The 15,512-nt window shown below is 63.3% G+C and carries 11 protein-coding genes and 2 pseudogenes; 9 read left to right on the top strand and 4 right to left on the bottom strand.

Going from position 1 to position 15,512, the window contains the following annotated elements:
• Positions 1-635 (bottom strand): annotated as a pseudogene (locus QZ964_RS10370) (hypothetical protein); the annotation flags it as partial.
• A gap of 460 nt (positions 636-1,095) precedes the next feature.
• Here QZ964_RS10370 and gltB point away from each other — a divergent pair.
• From gltB to QZ964_RS10350, 4 genes are all read left to right on the top strand, one after another.
• Entirely contained in the window at positions 1,096-5,790 is a 4,695-nt protein-coding gene (gene gltB, locus QZ964_RS10365; RefSeq protein WP_292531464.1) for a glutamate synthase large subunit, read from the top strand.
• A gap of 301 nt (positions 5,791-6,091) precedes the next feature.
• Positions 6,092-7,297, top strand: a complete 1,206-nt coding sequence (locus QZ964_RS10360; protein WP_292531463.1) for a diguanylate cyclase — start codon at positions 6,092-6,094, stop codon at positions 7,295-7,297.
• A gap of 180 nt (positions 7,298-7,477) precedes the next feature.
• Positions 7,478-8,896: a glutamate synthase subunit beta gene (locus QZ964_RS10355; protein WP_292531465.1), complete on the top strand. Its 1,419-nt coding sequence runs from the start codon at positions 7,478-7,480 to the stop codon at positions 8,894-8,896.
• Positions 8,897-8,901: 5 nt separating this feature from the next.
• On the top strand, positions 8,902-9,111 hold the full coding sequence (locus QZ964_RS10350; RefSeq protein WP_292531461.1) for a hypothetical protein: 210 nt from the start codon (positions 8,902-8,904) through the stop codon (positions 9,109-9,111).
• A gap of 54 nt (positions 9,112-9,165) precedes the next feature.
• Here QZ964_RS10350 and QZ964_RS10345 read toward each other — a convergent pair whose 3' ends face one another.
• Together QZ964_RS10345 and QZ964_RS10340 are read right to left on the bottom strand one after the other, a co-directional pair.
• The gene (locus QZ964_RS10345) at positions 9,166-9,942 is read right to left on the bottom strand and encodes a L,D-transpeptidase (protein ID WP_292531459.1); all 777 of its coding nucleotides are present in this window, start codon (positions 9,940-9,942) and stop codon (positions 9,166-9,168) included.
• Between the two features lie 82 nt (positions 9,943-10,024).
• The gene (locus QZ964_RS10340) at positions 10,025-11,350 is read right to left on the bottom strand and encodes a DUF459 domain-containing protein (protein ID WP_292531457.1); all 1,326 of its coding nucleotides are present in this window, start codon (positions 11,348-11,350) and stop codon (positions 10,025-10,027) included.
• A 150-nt stretch (positions 11,351-11,500) separates the two neighbouring features.
• Between QZ964_RS10340 and QZ964_RS10335 the strand changes: the two genes are divergently transcribed.
• The 4 genes from QZ964_RS10335 (at position 11,501) to QZ964_RS10320 (ending at position 14,346) form a co-directional block, all read left to right on the top strand.
• A complete protein-coding gene (locus QZ964_RS10335; protein ID WP_292531456.1) occupies positions 11,501-11,974 on the top strand; it encodes a hypothetical protein in 474 nt (157 codons plus the stop codon).
• 27 nt (positions 11,975-12,001) lie between these two features.
• On the top strand, positions 12,002-12,712 hold the full coding sequence (locus QZ964_RS10330) for a ribonuclease T2 (protein ID WP_292531455.1): 711 nt from the start codon (positions 12,002-12,004) through the stop codon (positions 12,710-12,712).
• Positions 12,713-12,831: 119 nt separating this feature from the next.
• The gene (locus QZ964_RS10325) at positions 12,832-13,677 is read left to right on the top strand and encodes a 23S rRNA (adenine(2030)-N(6))-methyltransferase RlmJ (RefSeq protein ID WP_292531454.1); all 846 of its coding nucleotides are present in this window, start codon (positions 12,832-12,834) and stop codon (positions 13,675-13,677) included.
• Between the two features lie 72 nt (positions 13,678-13,749).
• Positions 13,750-14,346 carry a glutathione S-transferase gene (locus tag QZ964_RS10320; RefSeq protein WP_292531453.1) on the top strand — a complete coding sequence of 199 codons (597 nt, stop codon included), beginning with the start codon at positions 13,750-13,752 and terminating at the stop codon, positions 14,344-14,346.
• A 64-nt stretch (positions 14,347-14,410) separates the two neighbouring features.
• On the opposite strand, the pseudogene QZ964_RS10315 reads toward QZ964_RS10320, so the two are convergent.
• Positions 14,411-14,638, bottom strand: a pseudogene (locus QZ964_RS10315) (LysM peptidoglycan-binding domain-containing protein); the annotation flags it as partial.
• A 342-nt stretch (positions 14,639-14,980) separates the two neighbouring features.
• On the opposite strand from QZ964_RS10315, the gene coaD reads away from it, so the two are divergent.
• On the top strand, positions 14,981-15,505 hold the full coding sequence (gene coaD / locus QZ964_RS10310; RefSeq protein ID WP_292531452.1) for a pantetheine-phosphate adenylyltransferase: 525 nt from the start codon (positions 14,981-14,983) through the stop codon (positions 15,503-15,505).
• Positions 15,506-15,512 lie beyond the last annotated feature (7 nt).

Raw genomic sequence — 15,512 nt, 5'->3', positions numbered from 1 at the left:
GGGGAGGCGGCGGCTGTGGGTTTCGCCGTCGACGTGATCGCGCGCGCATTCTCGCCGGACCCGGCGCCTTTTTGAGCCGATCGTGCGCGCTGCTGCGCGGATTTGTTCGCCGCGCCGCCTTCCGGACCTGCGCCGGGCGCCAGGCGCCCTTGTTCCGCATCCGGGTAGCGCTCATGGCCAAGATCGCGGCCGGCGGGGCCGGGACCGACCGGCCCGGGGCCGCCGGCTGCGGGAGGCGCATAAGGATCGCCGCCGGGCGGCCCGTAATTTCCGCCGTAGCGCGGCCCCCGGTCATTCATCGGCGGCGGTCCGAGCCGAACCGCGCGCAGGATGCGCCCCTCGTAGGGATCAATTATGAAGCGCATCGCGCCGTCATGGCCATTGACGCCGGTCGCGACGATCTGATCGCCCCGACGACCAAGCGGCCCGGCCAATTGATAGCCCGTGCGCCCGAGGATGGCGGCGACGGCGCGACGGGATGCGAAGGCCGGGGGGCCTTCTTCGGGGATTGGGCGGCGGAAGCTATTCGCGAAGGGATGGAAGAAAAATTGGGCGAAGGCGTGCTGCGGAACCGCCGTGCTCGCGGCCAAAGCCAAGGCGAACGGCAGGCCCACTTTCCAATCCAATGACCGCATTGATTCTTCCCTGTTCGTGCGTCTCGACCGCGCCGAGAGGCTCCGACAACATTGCGGCGAGCATTGGACCGCGGAAGGCGCCCAAAGCTCATGCGATTGCTTGTCACTTCGGCCCAAATCTGGCAGTAAGTTACCCCCGCAAATATGTCAGCGATGCTGACCTTAAAGCGGGGCTCGCCTTTGGAAACCGTTGTTTCATCTAAGGGGTCGGCGCTCGACAGAACGCCGGCGCCAACGAGGAACGAGAGGGCTTGCAGGGGTGGCGCGTCCCTTGCCTCGCGCGGAACGGCGCGACGAGGACGCGAGGATTCGCAATCGCCATTGCGGAACCTGCGTTTACGGCGAAGCGCATGACTCGGGCAGTGACGATTTCGGTCACGCCTGCGACAATTTTATGGTTCGATGACCGGGAGGGAGCGGCGCACGAAGAGGCGCGCGGTCCCGTCGAGGAGACGCCGAGATGACGAAAGCCGCCGAGCATGTCGCTGAAGCCGGAGCGCAGCCGCTCGGCCGCGATCCCGCTCTCCCGCCGGCGCAGGGACTATACGACCCCGCCAAGGAGCACGACTCCTGCGGCGTCGGCTTCGTCGCGAATATGCGCAACGAAAAGTCGCACGCGATTGTCGAAATGGGGTTGCGCATCCTGCTCAATCTCGACCATCGCGGCGCCGTCGGCGCCGATCCCAAGCTCGGCGACGGCTGCGGCATCCTCGTGCAAATCCCGCATGAATTCTTCAAGGCGGAATGCGCAAAGCTCGGCATCGAGCTTCCCTCCGCCGGCGACTATGCGATCGGCCAGTTTTTTCTGCCGCGCGATCCGGACACGCGCGCGCGGGCGCGCGGCATCATCGAAAAGTCGGTTGAAGCAGAAGGCCTCGTCGTCCTGGGCTGGCGCGATCTTCCGGTCAATTCGAGCGATCTCGGCGAGGCGGTGAAGGCCGTTGAGCCGCACCATGCGCAAATCTTCATCGGTCGGGGCTCCAACGTCGCCGACGCCGACGTTTTCGAACGGCGCATTTATCTTGCGCGCAAGGCGGCCTCGAACGAAATCTATACGCTCGGCAATGGCGGGCGCGAGTTCTATGCGGTGTCGGTTTCCTCGCGCACCATCGTCTACAAGGGCATGGTGCTCGTCTCGCAGCTCGGAGAATATTTCCTCGATCTCAAGGACGCGCGTTTCGTCTCGTCGCTGGCGCTGGTGCATCAGCGTTTCGCGACCAACACTTTTCCGTCCTGGCGGCTCGCGCATCCTTACCGCTTCGTCGCGCACAACGGCGAGATCAACACGCTGCGCGGCAATCTCAACTGGATGGCGGCGCGACAAGCGTCGGTCTCTTCGCCGCTCTTCGGCGACGGGATCAGCAAGCTGTGGCCGATCTCCTATGAGGGCCAGTCCGACACCGCCTGTTTCGACAATGCGCTCGAATTCCTGGTGCGCGGCGGCTATTCGCTCGCGCATGCGGTGATGATGCTGATTCCCGAGGCCTGGGCCGGCAATCCGTTGATGGACGCCGACCGCAAGGCGTTCTACGAGCATCACGCCGCGCTCATGGAGCCATGGGACGGTCCCGCCGCCATGGCCTTCACCGATGGCATGCAGATCGGCGCGACGCTCGACCGCAACGGCCTGCGGCCGGCGCGCTATCTCGTCACCGACGACGGTCTTGTCGTCATGGCGTCAGAAATGGGCGTGTTGCCGATTCCTGAAGAGAAGATCGTCGCCAAATGGCGCCTCCAGCCCGGCAAAATGCTGCTTGTCGATCTCGAGCAGGGGCGCATCATCTCCGACGATGAAATCAAGAAGGATCTGTCGAACTCTCACCCCTACAAGGAGTGGCTGGCGCGCACGCAAATTCAGCTTGAGGATTTGAAGCCCGTCGATACGCGTCCCGCGCGCTGGGACGTGTCGATGCTCGATCGCCAGCAGGCCTTCGGCTACACGCAGGAGGACCTCGACCTGCTGCTGTTCCCCATGGCCGTCACAGGCCAGGAGGCGGTCGGCTCGATGGGCACGGACACGCCAGTGTCGGCGCTCTCCGATAAGGAAAAGCTGCTCTACACCTATTTCAAGCAGAACTTCGCGCAGGTCACCAATCCGCCGATCGATCCGATCCGCGAAGAGCTGGTGATGAGCCTCGTGTCCTTCATCGGTCCGCGGCCCAACATCCTCGACCACGAAGGCTCGGCGAATAAGAAGCGCCTTGAAGTGCGCCAACCGATCCTGACGAGCGAAGACCTCGAAAAAATCCGCTGGATCGGCACCATCGAGGACAGTTTCGACACCAAGACGATTGACGTCACCTACGACGCCGCGAAAGGCGCCGAGGGCATGCACGCCGCGATCAAGCGGCTGTGTCAACGCGCCGAGGAGGCGGTCAGCGGCCGCTACAACATCATCATCCTCTCCGATCGCATGGTCGGGCCTGATCGCATCCCGATCCCGGCGCTGCTCGCGACCGCCGCCGTGCACCATCATCTGATCCGCAGAGGACTGCGGACGTCCGTCGGCCTCGTCGTCGAAACCGGCGAGGCGCGCGAGGTGCACCATTTCTGCTGTCTTGCGGGCTACGGCGCCGAAGCGATCAATCCTTACCTTGCGTTTGAGACGCTTATCGCTTCGGCGGCGGAGTTTCCCTCAGACGTCGATGGTCCGACGGCCGTCAAGCGCTTCATCAAGGCGATCGACAAGGGACTTCTCAAGGTGATGTCCAAGATGGGCATCTCCACCTATCAGTCCTATTGCGGCGCGCAGATCTTTGACGCCGTCGGTCTTGCGCAAAGCTTCGTCGACGAATTCTTCACCGGGACGACGACGCGCATTGAAGGCGTCGGCCTTGATGAAATTGCGCGCGAGACCGTGCGCCGCCATCGTCTCGCCTTCAGCGACGCGCCCGTCTACAAGGAGGCGCTCGACGTCGGCGGCGATTACGCCTTCCGCATCAGAGGCGAAGCGCACAGCTGGACGCCGCAGACCGTGTCGCTCCTGCAGCATGCGGTGCGCGGCAATGCGCATGACAAATATCGCGCCTTCGCCAAGCTCCTCAATGAACAGGACGAAAGGCTTCTCAATCTTCGCGGCCTCTTCCGGATAAAGGACGCCGAAGAGGACGGCCGCAAGCCAGTTCCGCTCGATGAGGTCGAGCCGGCAAGCGAAATCGTCAAGCGCTTCTCGACCGGCGCCATGTCGTTTGGTTCGATCTCGCGCGAGGCGCATACGACGCTCGCCATCGCCATGAATCGCATCGGCGGCAAGTCGAACACCGGCGAGGGCGGCGAAGAGTCGGACCGATTCAAGCCGCTGCCGAACGGCGACTCGATGCGCAGCGCCATCAAGCAGGTCGCCTCGGGGCGGTTCGGCGTGACGACCGAATATCTCGTCAACGCCGACATGATCCAGATCAAGATGGCGCAGGGCGCGAAGCCCGGCGAAGGCGGACAATTGCCGGGTGACAAGGTCGACGCGGTCATCGCTAAAGTGCGTCACTCGACGCCCGGCGTCGGGCTGATCTCGCCGCCGCCGCACCACGACATTTATTCGATCGAGGATTTGGCGCAGCTGATCTTCGATCTCAAGAACGCCAATCCGCGCGCCGCCGTGTCGGTGAAGCTCGTCTCGGAGGTGGGCGTCGGCACCGTCGCCGCGGGCGTCTCCAAGGGCCGCGCCGATCATGTGACGATCTCCGGCTTTGAGGGCGGCACCGGCGCATCGCCGCTGACGTCTATCAAGCACGCGGGTTCGCCGTGGGAGATCGGTCTCGCCGAAACCCATCAGACGCTGGTGCTGAACAATCTGCGTTCACGCATCGCCGTGCAGGTCGACGGCGGCTTGCGTACCGGCCGCGACGTGGTGATCGGAGCGTTGCTTGGCGCGGATGAATTCGGTTTCGCGACGGCGCCGCTGATTGCGGCGGGCTGCATCATGATGCGCAAGTGTCATCTCAACACTTGCCCTGTCGGCGTGGCGACTCAGGACCCTGTCTTGCGCAAGCGTTTCGTCGGCTTGCCGGAACATGTCATCAATTACTTCTTCTTCGTCGCCCAAGAAGCGCGCGAACTCATGGCCGCCATGGGCTATCGCAGCTTCGCCGAGATGACCGGGCAAATGCAAATGCTCGACAAGGACAAGGCGATCGCGCATTGGAAGGCGCGCGGGCTAGATTTCTCCAAGCTGTTCCTTAAGCCACGAGGAGAAGGCGCTGCAATTCGGCACAGCGCCGCGCAGGATCACGGACTGGATAAGGTCCTCGACAACACGCTCATCGCCCAGGCGCGCGCGGCGCTTGATCGCGGCGCGAAGGTCTCGATCGATACGTCGATCCGTAACGTCGATCGTGCCACGGGCGCGATGCTTTCCGGCGAAGTCGCCCGAATCTATGGCCATGCGGGACTGCCCGAGGACACGATCGACATTCGCGCCACTGGGACGGCGGGCCAGAGCTTTGGCGCGTTTCTCGCGCGCGGCGTGACGTTGCGCCTCGAAGGCGAAGCCAACGATTATGTGGGCAAGGGCCTCTCGGGCGGAAAACTTATCGTCCATCCGTCGCGCGCGGCCAAGCAGATCGACCCGGCGAACTCGATCATTGTCGGCAATACGGTGCTCTATGGCGCGGTCGCCGGCGAATGTTATTTCCGCGGCGTCGCCGGCGAACGCTTCGCCGTGCGCAACTCGGGCGCGATCGCGGTCGTTGAAGGCGTCGGCGATCACGGCTGCGAATATATGACGGGCGGCGTCGTGGTGGTCCTGGGCCAGACTGGCCGAAACTTCGCCGCTGGCATGTCGGGCGGCATCGCCTACGTCCTGGACGAGGAGGATGCTTTCTCGACGCGCTGCAACCTCGCGATGGTCGACCTTGAGCCGGTGCGGGACGAGGAGGCGGTCATGACCGAGACCTATCATCAGTCCGGCGACCTGGAAGGCCATGGCCGCGTCGACGTGATGAGCGACATGACGCGATTCGACGCCGAGCGTCTTCGCCAGCTCATCGCAAATCACCTGCGATATACCGGCTCCACTCGGGCTCGGGAAATTTTGGAAGATTGGCCAAGCTTCATGGTCAAGTTCCGGAAGGTCATGCCGGTCGAATATCGCCGCGCGCTCAACGAGTTGAGCGCGCGGAGGGGGAGGGCGCCACAGCTGAAGGCTGCGGGTGAGTGACTTCGGCGCAGTAATACGAACAGCGGTTGATGCGTTCGACGTGCCATCATACCCGGCAGGCCGAAGGCCTGACCGGGAATTTAGAGCCGATCATCCAGAAGCGCTGAGTTTGCGCTGGGTCTCCGGTCGCGCGCCGCACGCGTTTCGGGAGTGACGCGAGCGGCTCAGACGAAAATCGTATGAGACCGGCAGGACGGCACGCGACCGCCGCCTTGCGTTTGTCGGCAAGGATTGTAAAACAGGAGTTAAGCTAAGTTCGTTTAAACTCGGCGGTTTTCCCTAACGGCGGCTAGGAAGCCTGATGCGAGACGACTTAATAGTTTACAGCATGCCGCGCTGGGCGGCGATGCGCTGGCTTGTCAGCCCGACTCCGGGCGCGCCCGGCGATATCCAGCTGAAGTTGATCGGCGGTCTCTTCGGAACTCTTCCTGTGTTCGCCGCTGGCGTCATCAATACGATCGCAGTGGCGGCCGTGGTCGTTATTCGCCAGCCCTCGCTGCCGTTCATCATTTGGCTCATCCTCGAGGTCGTGATTTGTGGATTGCGACTGGCGCAGTTGCTGATCGCGCGCCGGGCCGCTTCGGAGCGGCGCGAGACACACACCGATCTCTATCTCTCGCTAGGCCTGTTGTGGAGCGCCAGCATCGGCTATGGCGGCTTTGTCAGCCTGACCAGCGGCGACTGGGTCGTCGCCACAGTCGCCTGTTCGTCGGCGACGGCGATGGTCGGCGGCGTCTGCTTCCGGACCTTCGGCGCACCGCGTCTTGCGACCGCGATGATGCTGCTCAGCCTCGGCCCATTTGCGCCGGCGGTCATCATCGCGGGCGAGCCACTGCTTTATGTGGTCTTGCTGCAAGTGCCGCTTTATCTCGCTGCAATGAGCGCCGCAGCCTTCACGCTCAACAAGATGTTGGTGGCGACGATGCGCGGCGAGTGGGAGAACGGACATCGCGCCGAGCACGACGCGCTCACCGGCCTGTCGAATCGCGTCGGACTTGCCGTCGCCGTCGAGGCTAGCCTTAAAAGCGCGCCCCCGCTCGGCGGCGATCTCGCGATCCTTTTTCTCGATCTCGACAACTTCAAGGCGGTCAATGACACCTACGGACACGCCGCAGGAGACAGCCTGCTCAAACTGGTTGCGGAGCGCCTCCGCCATTCCTTGCGCGCCACCGACATAGCTGCGCGGATTGGCGGAGACGAATTCGTCGTTCTCGCCAAAGGGTTGACCAGCGAGCAGGCGGCGGAACTGAGCGACCGCCTGACGAGCGCAATATCGGCGTCCTACGACCTCGGCGACGGCGTGTGCGCGACGATCGGCGTAAGCGTCGGCGTCGCCCTTGTTCCGGAACATGGGTCGGACGCCGAGGCTCTTCTCGCGGTCGCCGACGAAGCGCTTTACGAAGCGAAGGCTCAGCGGCAGGTGAAATTGCTGCATACACTTGTTAGGGAGGATTCGCTTCGCCGCGTTGCTCCCGCAGCTGGCGGTATGAGCCCCAGGACCCAATAGTTTGCGCGGCGGCGGTCGCGGCTTGACGGCGACCCCTCGAACGCGTTTAGAAAACATCCAAGATTGCGGCAGCTCAGGGCGCTTAGGCCAGAAAGCGATTTCGCTTTCGGGCAGAAGACTGCCGCGCCGATGAGAAATGCCGTTGCCTCCGCGGTCGAGGCGCGAAAGGTGCGCGAGAAGATGGGTAAGGTGACCGGGTTTCTGGAGATCGACCGGCATGACCGCAAATACAAGCCGGCGGCCGACCGCATTCGCCACTATCGCGAATTCGTCATTCCGTTGTCAGACGAAACGACGCGCAGCCAAGCGTCGCGCTGCATGGATTGCGGCATTCCGTTTTGTCACAACGGATGCCCGGTCAACAATCAGATTCCCGACTGGAACGACCTCGTCTACCACGGCGAGTGGCGGCGCGCGCTGGTCAATCTGCATTCGACGAACAACTTCCCTGAGTTCACCGGCCGCGTCTGCCCTGCGCCCTGCGAGGCGTCCTGCACGCTGAATCTCCAGGATCAACCGGTCACAATCAAGACCATCGAATGCGCAATCGTCGACCGCGGATTTGAGCAGGGCTGGGTCATTCCCGAACCGCCCAAGCGCAAGACAGGCAAGAAGATCGCAATCGTCGGCTCCGGGCCTGCGGGTCTCGCCGCGGCGCAGCAGCTCGCCCGCGCCGGCCATGACGCGCATGTTTACGAAAAGCATGCAAAGCCCGGCGGGCTGCTGCGATACGGCATTCCCGACTTCAAGATGGAAAAGCATCTCATCGAGCGCCGCGTTCAGCAGATGGAGGCGGAAGGCGTCACGTTTCGCTGCGGCGTTCATGTCGGCGTCGATCTGTCCGCCGACGATCTAGTCGCCGGCCATGACGCGGTGATCCTCGCCGGGGGCGCCGAACAGCCGCGCGACTTGTCGATCCCCGGCCGCGAATTGCGCGGCGTCCACTTCGCGATGGATTTTCTGCCGCAGCAGAACCGTCGAGTCTCGGGCGAGCCGCTCTCGACCAACGAGCCGATCCTCGCCACAGGCAAGCATGTCATCGTCATCGGCGGCGGCGACACCGGTTCCGACTGCATCGGCACATCAGTACGCCAGGGCGCGCTTTCGGTCACTCAGCTCGAAATCATGCCGCGCCCGCCGGAGAAGGAGCACAAGCTGCTGACCTGGCCCGACTGGCCGTTGAAGTTGCGCACCTCCTCTTCCCATGACGAGGGTTCGGCGCGCGAATTTTCGGTGCTGACGCGCGAATTCGAAGGCAAAGACGGCGCGGTGAAGGCGCTGCGCTGCGTGCGCGTCGACGGCAAAATGCAGGAGGAGCCGGGGAGCGACTTCAGGCTCAGGGCCGATCTCGTGCTGCTCGCGATGGGTTTTGTGTCGCCGGTGCGCGAAGGCCTGCTAGAAGGGCTCGGAATCGTTTTCGACTCCCGTGGCAATGTCGCGGCGGACACCCGCGCATACCAAGCGTCTCGCGAGAAAATCTTCGCTTGCGGCGACATGCGGCGCGGACAATCGCTCGTCGTTTGGGCTATTCGCGAAGGTCGCCAGTGCGCCCACTCGGTGGACGAATTCCTCATGGGTGAAACCAATCTGCCAAGGTGAGAGTAATGGTTAGCGAGAAACTGAATCTCTGGTATTGCGACACATTCGTCAGCACCCCCTGGCAGTTCTTCTTCCTTATCCTGCCGCTTTTTGGCGCATTTCTTCATGGGCGCGAGAAATACAAGCTCGCTTGGTCGTTGATCGGCATCTGGGTATTCGTCCAAGTGACCTTCTCGGCGCTCACAAACTTCGTGTTCAATTGCTCGCTCGAATAGGGCGCGCAAAAAAGGCCCCGCGAAACGGGGCCTTTCTCCCGACGTTGGGTTCGCCTACAGCACGACGACCGAAGCGCCTACCTTTACGCGGCTGAACAGATCGGTCACGTCGGCGTTCAGCATGCGGATGCAGCCCGAGGACACCGCTTGACCGATCGTCCAAGGCTCGTTGGAGCCGTGGATGCGGAACATCGTGTCGCGACCGCCCGAGTAGAGATACATCGCGCGCGCGCCCAGCGGATTGTCCTCGCCGCCGGACATGTGGCGGGGCAGATCAGGCCGGCGCTTCAACATTGCCGTCGGAGGCGTCCAGCCGGGCCACGCTTCCTTGCGGCCGATATGCGTCCGGCCTTTCCAGGTGAAGCCCTCGCGGCCGACGCCGACGCCGTAGCGCACGGCCTGTCCGTTCGGCAGCGACAAATAGAGATAGCGATTCTTGGTGTCGACGGTGATGGTGCCCGGACGCTCATTGGTCGGGTCCGGCACGATCTCGCGCGTCGTGGTCGGATATTCGCGAGCAAGCCGTGCGTCTTCCTGGCCGCCATAATAGGCCTGCGGGTCCTGCGAACCGGAATAGGCTTGCGGGTCCTGGGAGGCGTAATATGACCGCGGGTCCTGCCCGCCATCATAGTTCTGCTGACCTCGGCCGTAATCGGCCTGCTGCTCGCGCGCGTCATAATAGGCGGCGGCGTCCTGCGCGCCGTCCGCCTGACCGAACAGCGCCATGAAGGAGCGTTCCTGGGCGTGGGCGGCGGTCGACGAAAGTCCCGCAACGGCGGCGACGGCGGCGACCTTCAAGAAGCGGCGGGCAGCGAACTCACGGTGGGACATAACGGGGGCTCCACAATTTCCCTGTTGTGCAGAGACAATGCAGAACCACCGAAAAGCGTTCCGTGCGCGAACGCACAAATCGTTAGCGCGGCTCAGAAACGGGGTTCGTTGGTGGACGCCAGCTATAGTCGTCAGCGCGATTGTTGCGCGGACTTTGGTCGCCGCCCTCCACGAAAACATGTCGAGCGAGCGCCTGCTCGGGCGCGTCAGCCGCTTTGCCGGCGGTAGTTTTCCTGGCGAGCTCAGTCGCCGTTCCCCCACCAGTCAGCTGTTGACTGGGGCCGACCGCTGGCCGCTCAGGCAACGTCGGGGCCGTCGAAGGGCCGCCGACGGGAGAGCGGAATATGATCGGCTGGCCGTTCGCCGGAGCCGACGCCACCGGTTGCTGGGGCGCAGTCGCGGCCTTCGACGCCTCCGATGGCGACGCGGCCGGAGCGCCGGCGACCGGGGCTTGTTGCTGGCGCCGATAGGCGTCGTAATATTTCTTGATTTCCCCTTCGACGAAATGCGCGACGCTGCGCGCGCCAGCCTCGGTGAAATGCACGCCGTCGGCCGAGCGCAGCTTGACGATCTGGCCGTTGATGTCAGGCCCGAACGCGCTGTATTGCCCGTGTTCGTCGGTCAGCGCATCCCAGAGATCGACGTAGGGCACATCGGCGCGGGCCGCGCGGGCTTTGAAAATTTCGTTGAGCTGCGCCATGTCGGCCGACAGCCGCTCGTTTTTCATGACTGGCAGACCGACCCAAATGACCGGGATGTTCTTTTCCTTGAAGGCCGCGATCACCGCATCGACGCGCGCCGCGTAGATTTCTCGCCAGCGGGGCGACAGCGGCTCATATGATTCTTGACCTTGCTGAATCGCTTGACGGTCGTTGCTGCCGAGCATGACCACGGCGACATCGATCTTTTGCGCGTCGGCGGCGATCTCCTTCGCCGCCTTCGGCCAATCGAAGAAGTCATCGCGCACAAGTCCGCTGCTTTCCCGGCCCTTTCTCAGGATGGCCACGTCGGGGCGATCTGAAAATCCCTCCTTCAGGCCGTCGGCGAGAAGCAGGCCCAGCGTATCGCCCATCGTCAAGACGAAGAACGCGGGCTGGGTGACGGCGGCGCTCTGCGACTGGTCCGGCGTCGCGCCGTCGGTATGTTTCGCCGCGCGGCGCGGATTGTCGGTCTGGCCGTGCCAATAGGTCGGCGCGCGATTTTCTCGGTGCGGCATGATCCGCCGGACCCGCGGCTCGCCGCGATGCCCGGATGACCTATGCGGCGGGCCGCCAAAGAGTCCGCCGAAAAATTCGGTAAAGGGGTCCTGCGCAAAGGACGCGTCGGGCGCCGCAATCGTCATCAATGCGCCAACAAAGAGCGGAATGACGCGGCGCAGGGACTGCACGCTCATAGACATGGAGGGCATTATAGCGCGTCTTGAACGCCTTGACATCCTCGTCGCAATCCTTCGGTTAATTGCGAGGTTCACAACCTTGACTGACTGGCTGACAGCCTTGACGTCCGCCACGGTTTTGGCGTCAATCGTCAGTAATTGGCGGGACTGAGGAGAAGCGAGATGCGGCGCGGCAACCCTGGCTTGGGCGAGGTTTGGACGCGCGCCGCCAGCGCGCTTCTCGCGCTTGGCGCGGCGACAGCGGTCGCCCAGCCCGCGCGTGAAGAAAATCCGCCGGCGGAATACAGGATTTTGCCATACTCAGGGCTCGCGCCCGTTTGCGCCGATCCGATCATCCTTGCCCGAATTGTCTCGGATTTTGCTGCCAGAGAAGCTTGGTATTGGAATTCGCCGCTCGCCATCGTTTTTTTTGAAGGCGTCGGAGAGATGGGCGTCCGCAACAACGGACTAAGTTATATTCCCCGTCGCTATTGTCGCGGTCACGCGCTTTTCAACGATGGCGTCAGTCGCGAGGTCGTTTACAATATTGGAGAGGGCTTGGGCTTTATCGGCGCTGGACCTGGCGTAACATGGTGCGTCGTCGGGCTTGACCGCAATCACGCCTTCAGCCCCAATTGCCGAGCCGCAGGGCCGTAGGCGTCCATATTTGCAGAGTCGTTTGATATGAGAAGAGTTTTCGTTGGTTTCGCGATCGCCTTTCTTATCGCGGCGGCTTCTTCCGCCGGACTGGTTGGCGCAGACGCAAAGGATGGCGACTGCGCGGCGGAGGATTGCGGGAATCGCGGCGCGTCGACGACGAGCGCCGGCGCCCGCGACTTCGACTTTTACATTCTGGCGCTTAGCTGGTCGCCGGGCTTCTGCGAAAGCGTCGAAGGCGCGCGCGACCAATGCGAACCGGGAAGAGGGTTGGGGTTCGTCGTCCATGGACTCTGGCCGCAATTCGAGCGGGGAGCCTCTCCGAACGAATGTCCGGGCGCGCGCTCGCCATCGCGCGTGGCGCTGGAAAAGGCGGCAGGGCTATTTCCCGACGAACGGCTCGCGCGCTATGAGTGGCGAAAACACGGAACCTGCACCGGCAAAAGTCCAAGCGACTATTTTGCCGACGTGGCGCGCGCGAACGCCGCGGTGACCATCCCGCCACTCTTCGTCAAACCCGGACGCGACCAGACAGTTACGCCGATTGACGTGGAGCGCGCATTTTACGAAGCCAATCCGAGGTTGCGGCCAGGCATGATGGCGGTGTCGTGCCGTCGGGGGATCATGGACGGCGTGCGCGTCTGCCTGACCAAGGACCTGCGCGAATTTCGCGCCTGTCCGGAAGTCGCGCAGCGTGGCTGCCACATTCATGAAATCAGCGCGCCCGCGCCGCTCTAGAGCGCGCCGCGAAAAAGTGGAACCCGGTTTTTCGCATAAAGCGCGCTCTAAACTTCTGAGATCGATCACGTTATCTGCGTTTGGGCGAATCCGCCCAAACGCAGCGTGATCGAGCGCATATGAACTATCGCCACGGGTTTCACGCCGGCAATTTCGCCGACGTCTTCAAGCACGCGCTGCTCGTGCGCCTGCTGATTTACCTGAGGCGCAAGGAAACGCCCTTTCGCGTGATCGACACGCACGCAGGAGAGGGCGCCTATGACCTTTTTGCAGATGAAGCGCAACGCACCGGCGAGTGGCTCGGCGGCGTTGGCCGTCTCGCGGATCTCTCCGATGCGAGCGCCGAGGTTCGCGCGCTGCTCGCGCCCTATCTCGATTGTCTGGGGCCGCTTGGCGGAGCGGGGAGGCCCGCGTACTATCCTGGTTCGCCGGCGATCGCACAGAAATTGCTGCGTTCGCAGGACCGCGCGATTTTCTGCGAGTTGAGGCCTGACGCTTTCGCCGCGCTCCGCCGCCGGTTTGCGCGCGACACGCGCATCAGGTCGATTCAAATCGACGGCTATATGGGGCTTGGCGCTTATGCGCCGCCCAAGGAGCGGCGCGGTCTCATTCTGATCGATCCGCCGTTCGAGCGCGAGGACGAGTTCGACGCCGCTTTTGACGCCTTCACGCGAGCCTATGCGAAATGGAGCTCCGGCGTTTATGCGCTATGGCATCCCTCGAAGAGCGATCATGACGTTCGTAGATTTTACGATCGGTTGAGAAGGAGTGGCATACGGCGAATCCTCCGTCTTTCCTTGGGAGTCGGGGGAGACGGACCCGGTTTGCGCATGTGCGGGATGGTCGTCGTCAACCCGCCCTTCGTCTTTGAGCTGGAGGCAAAGACAATGCTGGCGTATATCGCGGAGCGGCTGGCTCAGGGCGAGGGCGCCGGCTACGAGGTTGCATGGCTGGTCGGCGAGTAAAGCCTTTGCCAGTTTGGAGCCGAACCTGGGACGAGCGTTGTTGGTCGCGAATGCGAATGGTAGGAACGGCCGATGCTCATCCTGCGTTATTCGCCCGCCTCGCCCTACGCCAGAAAGATCAGAATCGCTGCCGACCTGCTCGGCCTTGCGGAAAAGATTGAAATCGTCGCCGCCGATGCGGCCGATCCCGCTGACAGCCTGCGTCGTCAAAATCCGCTCGGCAAAATCCCGACTTTGATTTTGGAGGACGGCTCCGCGCTCTACGACAGCCGGGTCATCGCCGAGTATCTCGATCATCTCGCCGGCGGCGGTCGGATGATTCCGGCCGTTCCGTCGGCCCGCTTCACGGCGCTGCGGCTGCAAGCGCTGGGCGACGGCATCAACGACGCCGCTCTGCTGATCCGCTATGAGTCTTTCAGCCGGCCCGAAGGCCTGCGCTACGACGAAGCGATCGCGCTTCAACAGGGCAAGATTGACCGTGCGCTCGGGGCGCTCGACGCCGGTCCTCCGGCCGGCGACGTCGACATCGGCCATATCGCCGTCGCCTGCGCGCTTGGCTATATTGATTTGCGTTTCGCGGGCGCATGGCGCGGCAAGCATCAGTGTCTGGTCGCCTGGCTTGAGAAATTTGCGCGCGACATCCCGGCCTTCGAGGCGACGAAGGCGTGATTGGCGGGCCTTGCGCGAACCCGCTCGGCCTGACGTTGTCTCTCTGTAGAGGCGAAACCGGCGGCTAGGTTTGCTTGCCGGCGATTTCGCTCGGGGGTTTCCACTCTCCGGCGGCCGATGCGCCGCTCGAGGCGGCGAGGATGCGCAGACGCTGGCCGGGCTGGATTTTGTCCGGGTCCGTCAGCAAAGGCCGATTGGCCTCAAAGATCTCCATATATCTGGCGCCCTTGCCGGCCCCATAGTGCGCTTCGGCGATCTTCCAAAGCGTGTCGCCCTCTTTCACGACGTAGAAGGTCTCTGTCGCGGACGACCCTGCGGCCGCGGGCTTCTCTTCGGCTTTAGGGGTCGCCTCGGCCGTTTTCTTGAGCGCGTCTGGGGCAGGCCCCGGTTTGCCTTTTCCGGTCAGAAAATCCAAAAGTCCCATCCTGGAGTCTCCTTCGTAAGCGTCCGGCCCTCTACGCCAGACGCGCCCAATCTATTGTAGCGCTCCGCCCGCAACTCGCGAGTGTAGGCGTCGGCGAAAAGTAGCGCTAGGGCGCGACGTCAGGGATATCGGGGCCGACGAGGAGCAGGATGTGGCGGCGAAGGCGCTCACCGTCTCGCGAAACCGCGCAAAATCCCCTATACCCCTGCCATGACCGCAGCCTCTGCCGCGACCGCGCGGACCGCGCTTTACGCCGGCACTTTCGACCCGCTGACCTTTGGCCATCTCGACGTGATGGCCCAGGGCGGCGCGCTTTTCGACAGGATCGTCGTCGCGATCGGCGTGCACCACGGCAAGGAGCCCTGGCTGTCATTCGAGGAGCGCGTCGCCGTCATTCGCGACGCCTGCGCCGCGCTTGGCGCGTCTTGCGCCTTCGAGGTCGCGGGCTTTGAGGGTCTCGTCGTCGAGGCCGCGCGCCAACATGGTGCCTGCGCGATTTTGCGCGGTTTGCGCGACAGCGTCGATTTCGACTATGAAATGCAGATGGCGGGGATGAACGGGACGCTCGCGCCCGATATTCGCACGGTTTTCCTGCCGGCTTCGCCGGGGCTACGCCACGTTAGCGGAACCTTCGTGCGCCAGATCGCGGCGCTTGGCGGCGACGTGTCGGCCTTCGCGCCGGCCGCCTCCGTCGTTGCGCTCGAACGCGCCGTCAAAAGGCGCGCAAAAACATAGGGAGGCT

It is taken from the genome of Methylocystis sp., from assembly GCF_021731785.1.
In the GTDB taxonomy this organism is placed as follows: Bacteria; Pseudomonadota; Alphaproteobacteria; order Rhizobiales; family Beijerinckiaceae; genus Methylocystis.
This window is presented reverse-complemented; position numbering and strand designations above follow the sequence as displayed.

Excerpts from the sequence above, each read along its gene's own strand:
- QZ964_RS10330 (WP_292531455.1), top strand. The coding sequence starts at position 12,002 with ATGAGAAGAGTTTTCGTTGGTTTCGCGATCGCCTTTCTTATCGCGGCG.
- QZ964_RS10345 (WP_292531459.1), bottom strand. The coding sequence starts at position 9,942 with ATGTCCCACCGTGAGTTCGCTGCCCGCCGCTTCTTGAAGGTCGCCGCC.
- QZ964_RS10340 (WP_292531457.1), bottom strand. The coding sequence starts at position 11,350 with ATGCCCTCCATGTCTATGAGCGTGCAGTCCCTGCGCCGCGTCATTCCG.
- QZ964_RS10350 (WP_292531461.1), top strand. The coding sequence starts at position 8,902 with ATGGTTAGCGAGAAACTGAATCTCTGGTATTGCGACACATTCGTCAGC.
- QZ964_RS10355 (WP_292531465.1), top strand. The coding sequence starts at position 7,478 with ATGGGTAAGGTGACCGGGTTTCTGGAGATCGACCGGCATGACCGCAAA.
- QZ964_RS10320 (WP_292531453.1), top strand. The coding sequence starts at position 13,750 with ATGCTCATCCTGCGTTATTCGCCCGCCTCGCCCTACGCCAGAAAGATC.
- QZ964_RS10335 (WP_292531456.1), top strand. The coding sequence starts at position 11,501 with ATGCGGCGCGGCAACCCTGGCTTGGGCGAGGTTTGGACGCGCGCCGCC.
- QZ964_RS10360 (WP_292531463.1), top strand. The coding sequence starts at position 6,092 with ATGCGAGACGACTTAATAGTTTACAGCATGCCGCGCTGGGCGGCGATG.
- gltB (WP_292531464.1), top strand. The coding sequence starts at position 1,096 with ATGACGAAAGCCGCCGAGCATGTCGCTGAAGCCGGAGCGCAGCCGCTC.
- QZ964_RS10325 (WP_292531454.1), top strand. The coding sequence starts at position 12,832 with ATGAACTATCGCCACGGGTTTCACGCCGGCAATTTCGCCGACGTCTTC.
- coaD (WP_292531452.1), top strand. The coding sequence starts at position 14,981 with ATGACCGCAGCCTCTGCCGCGACCGCGCGGACCGCGCTTTACGCCGGC.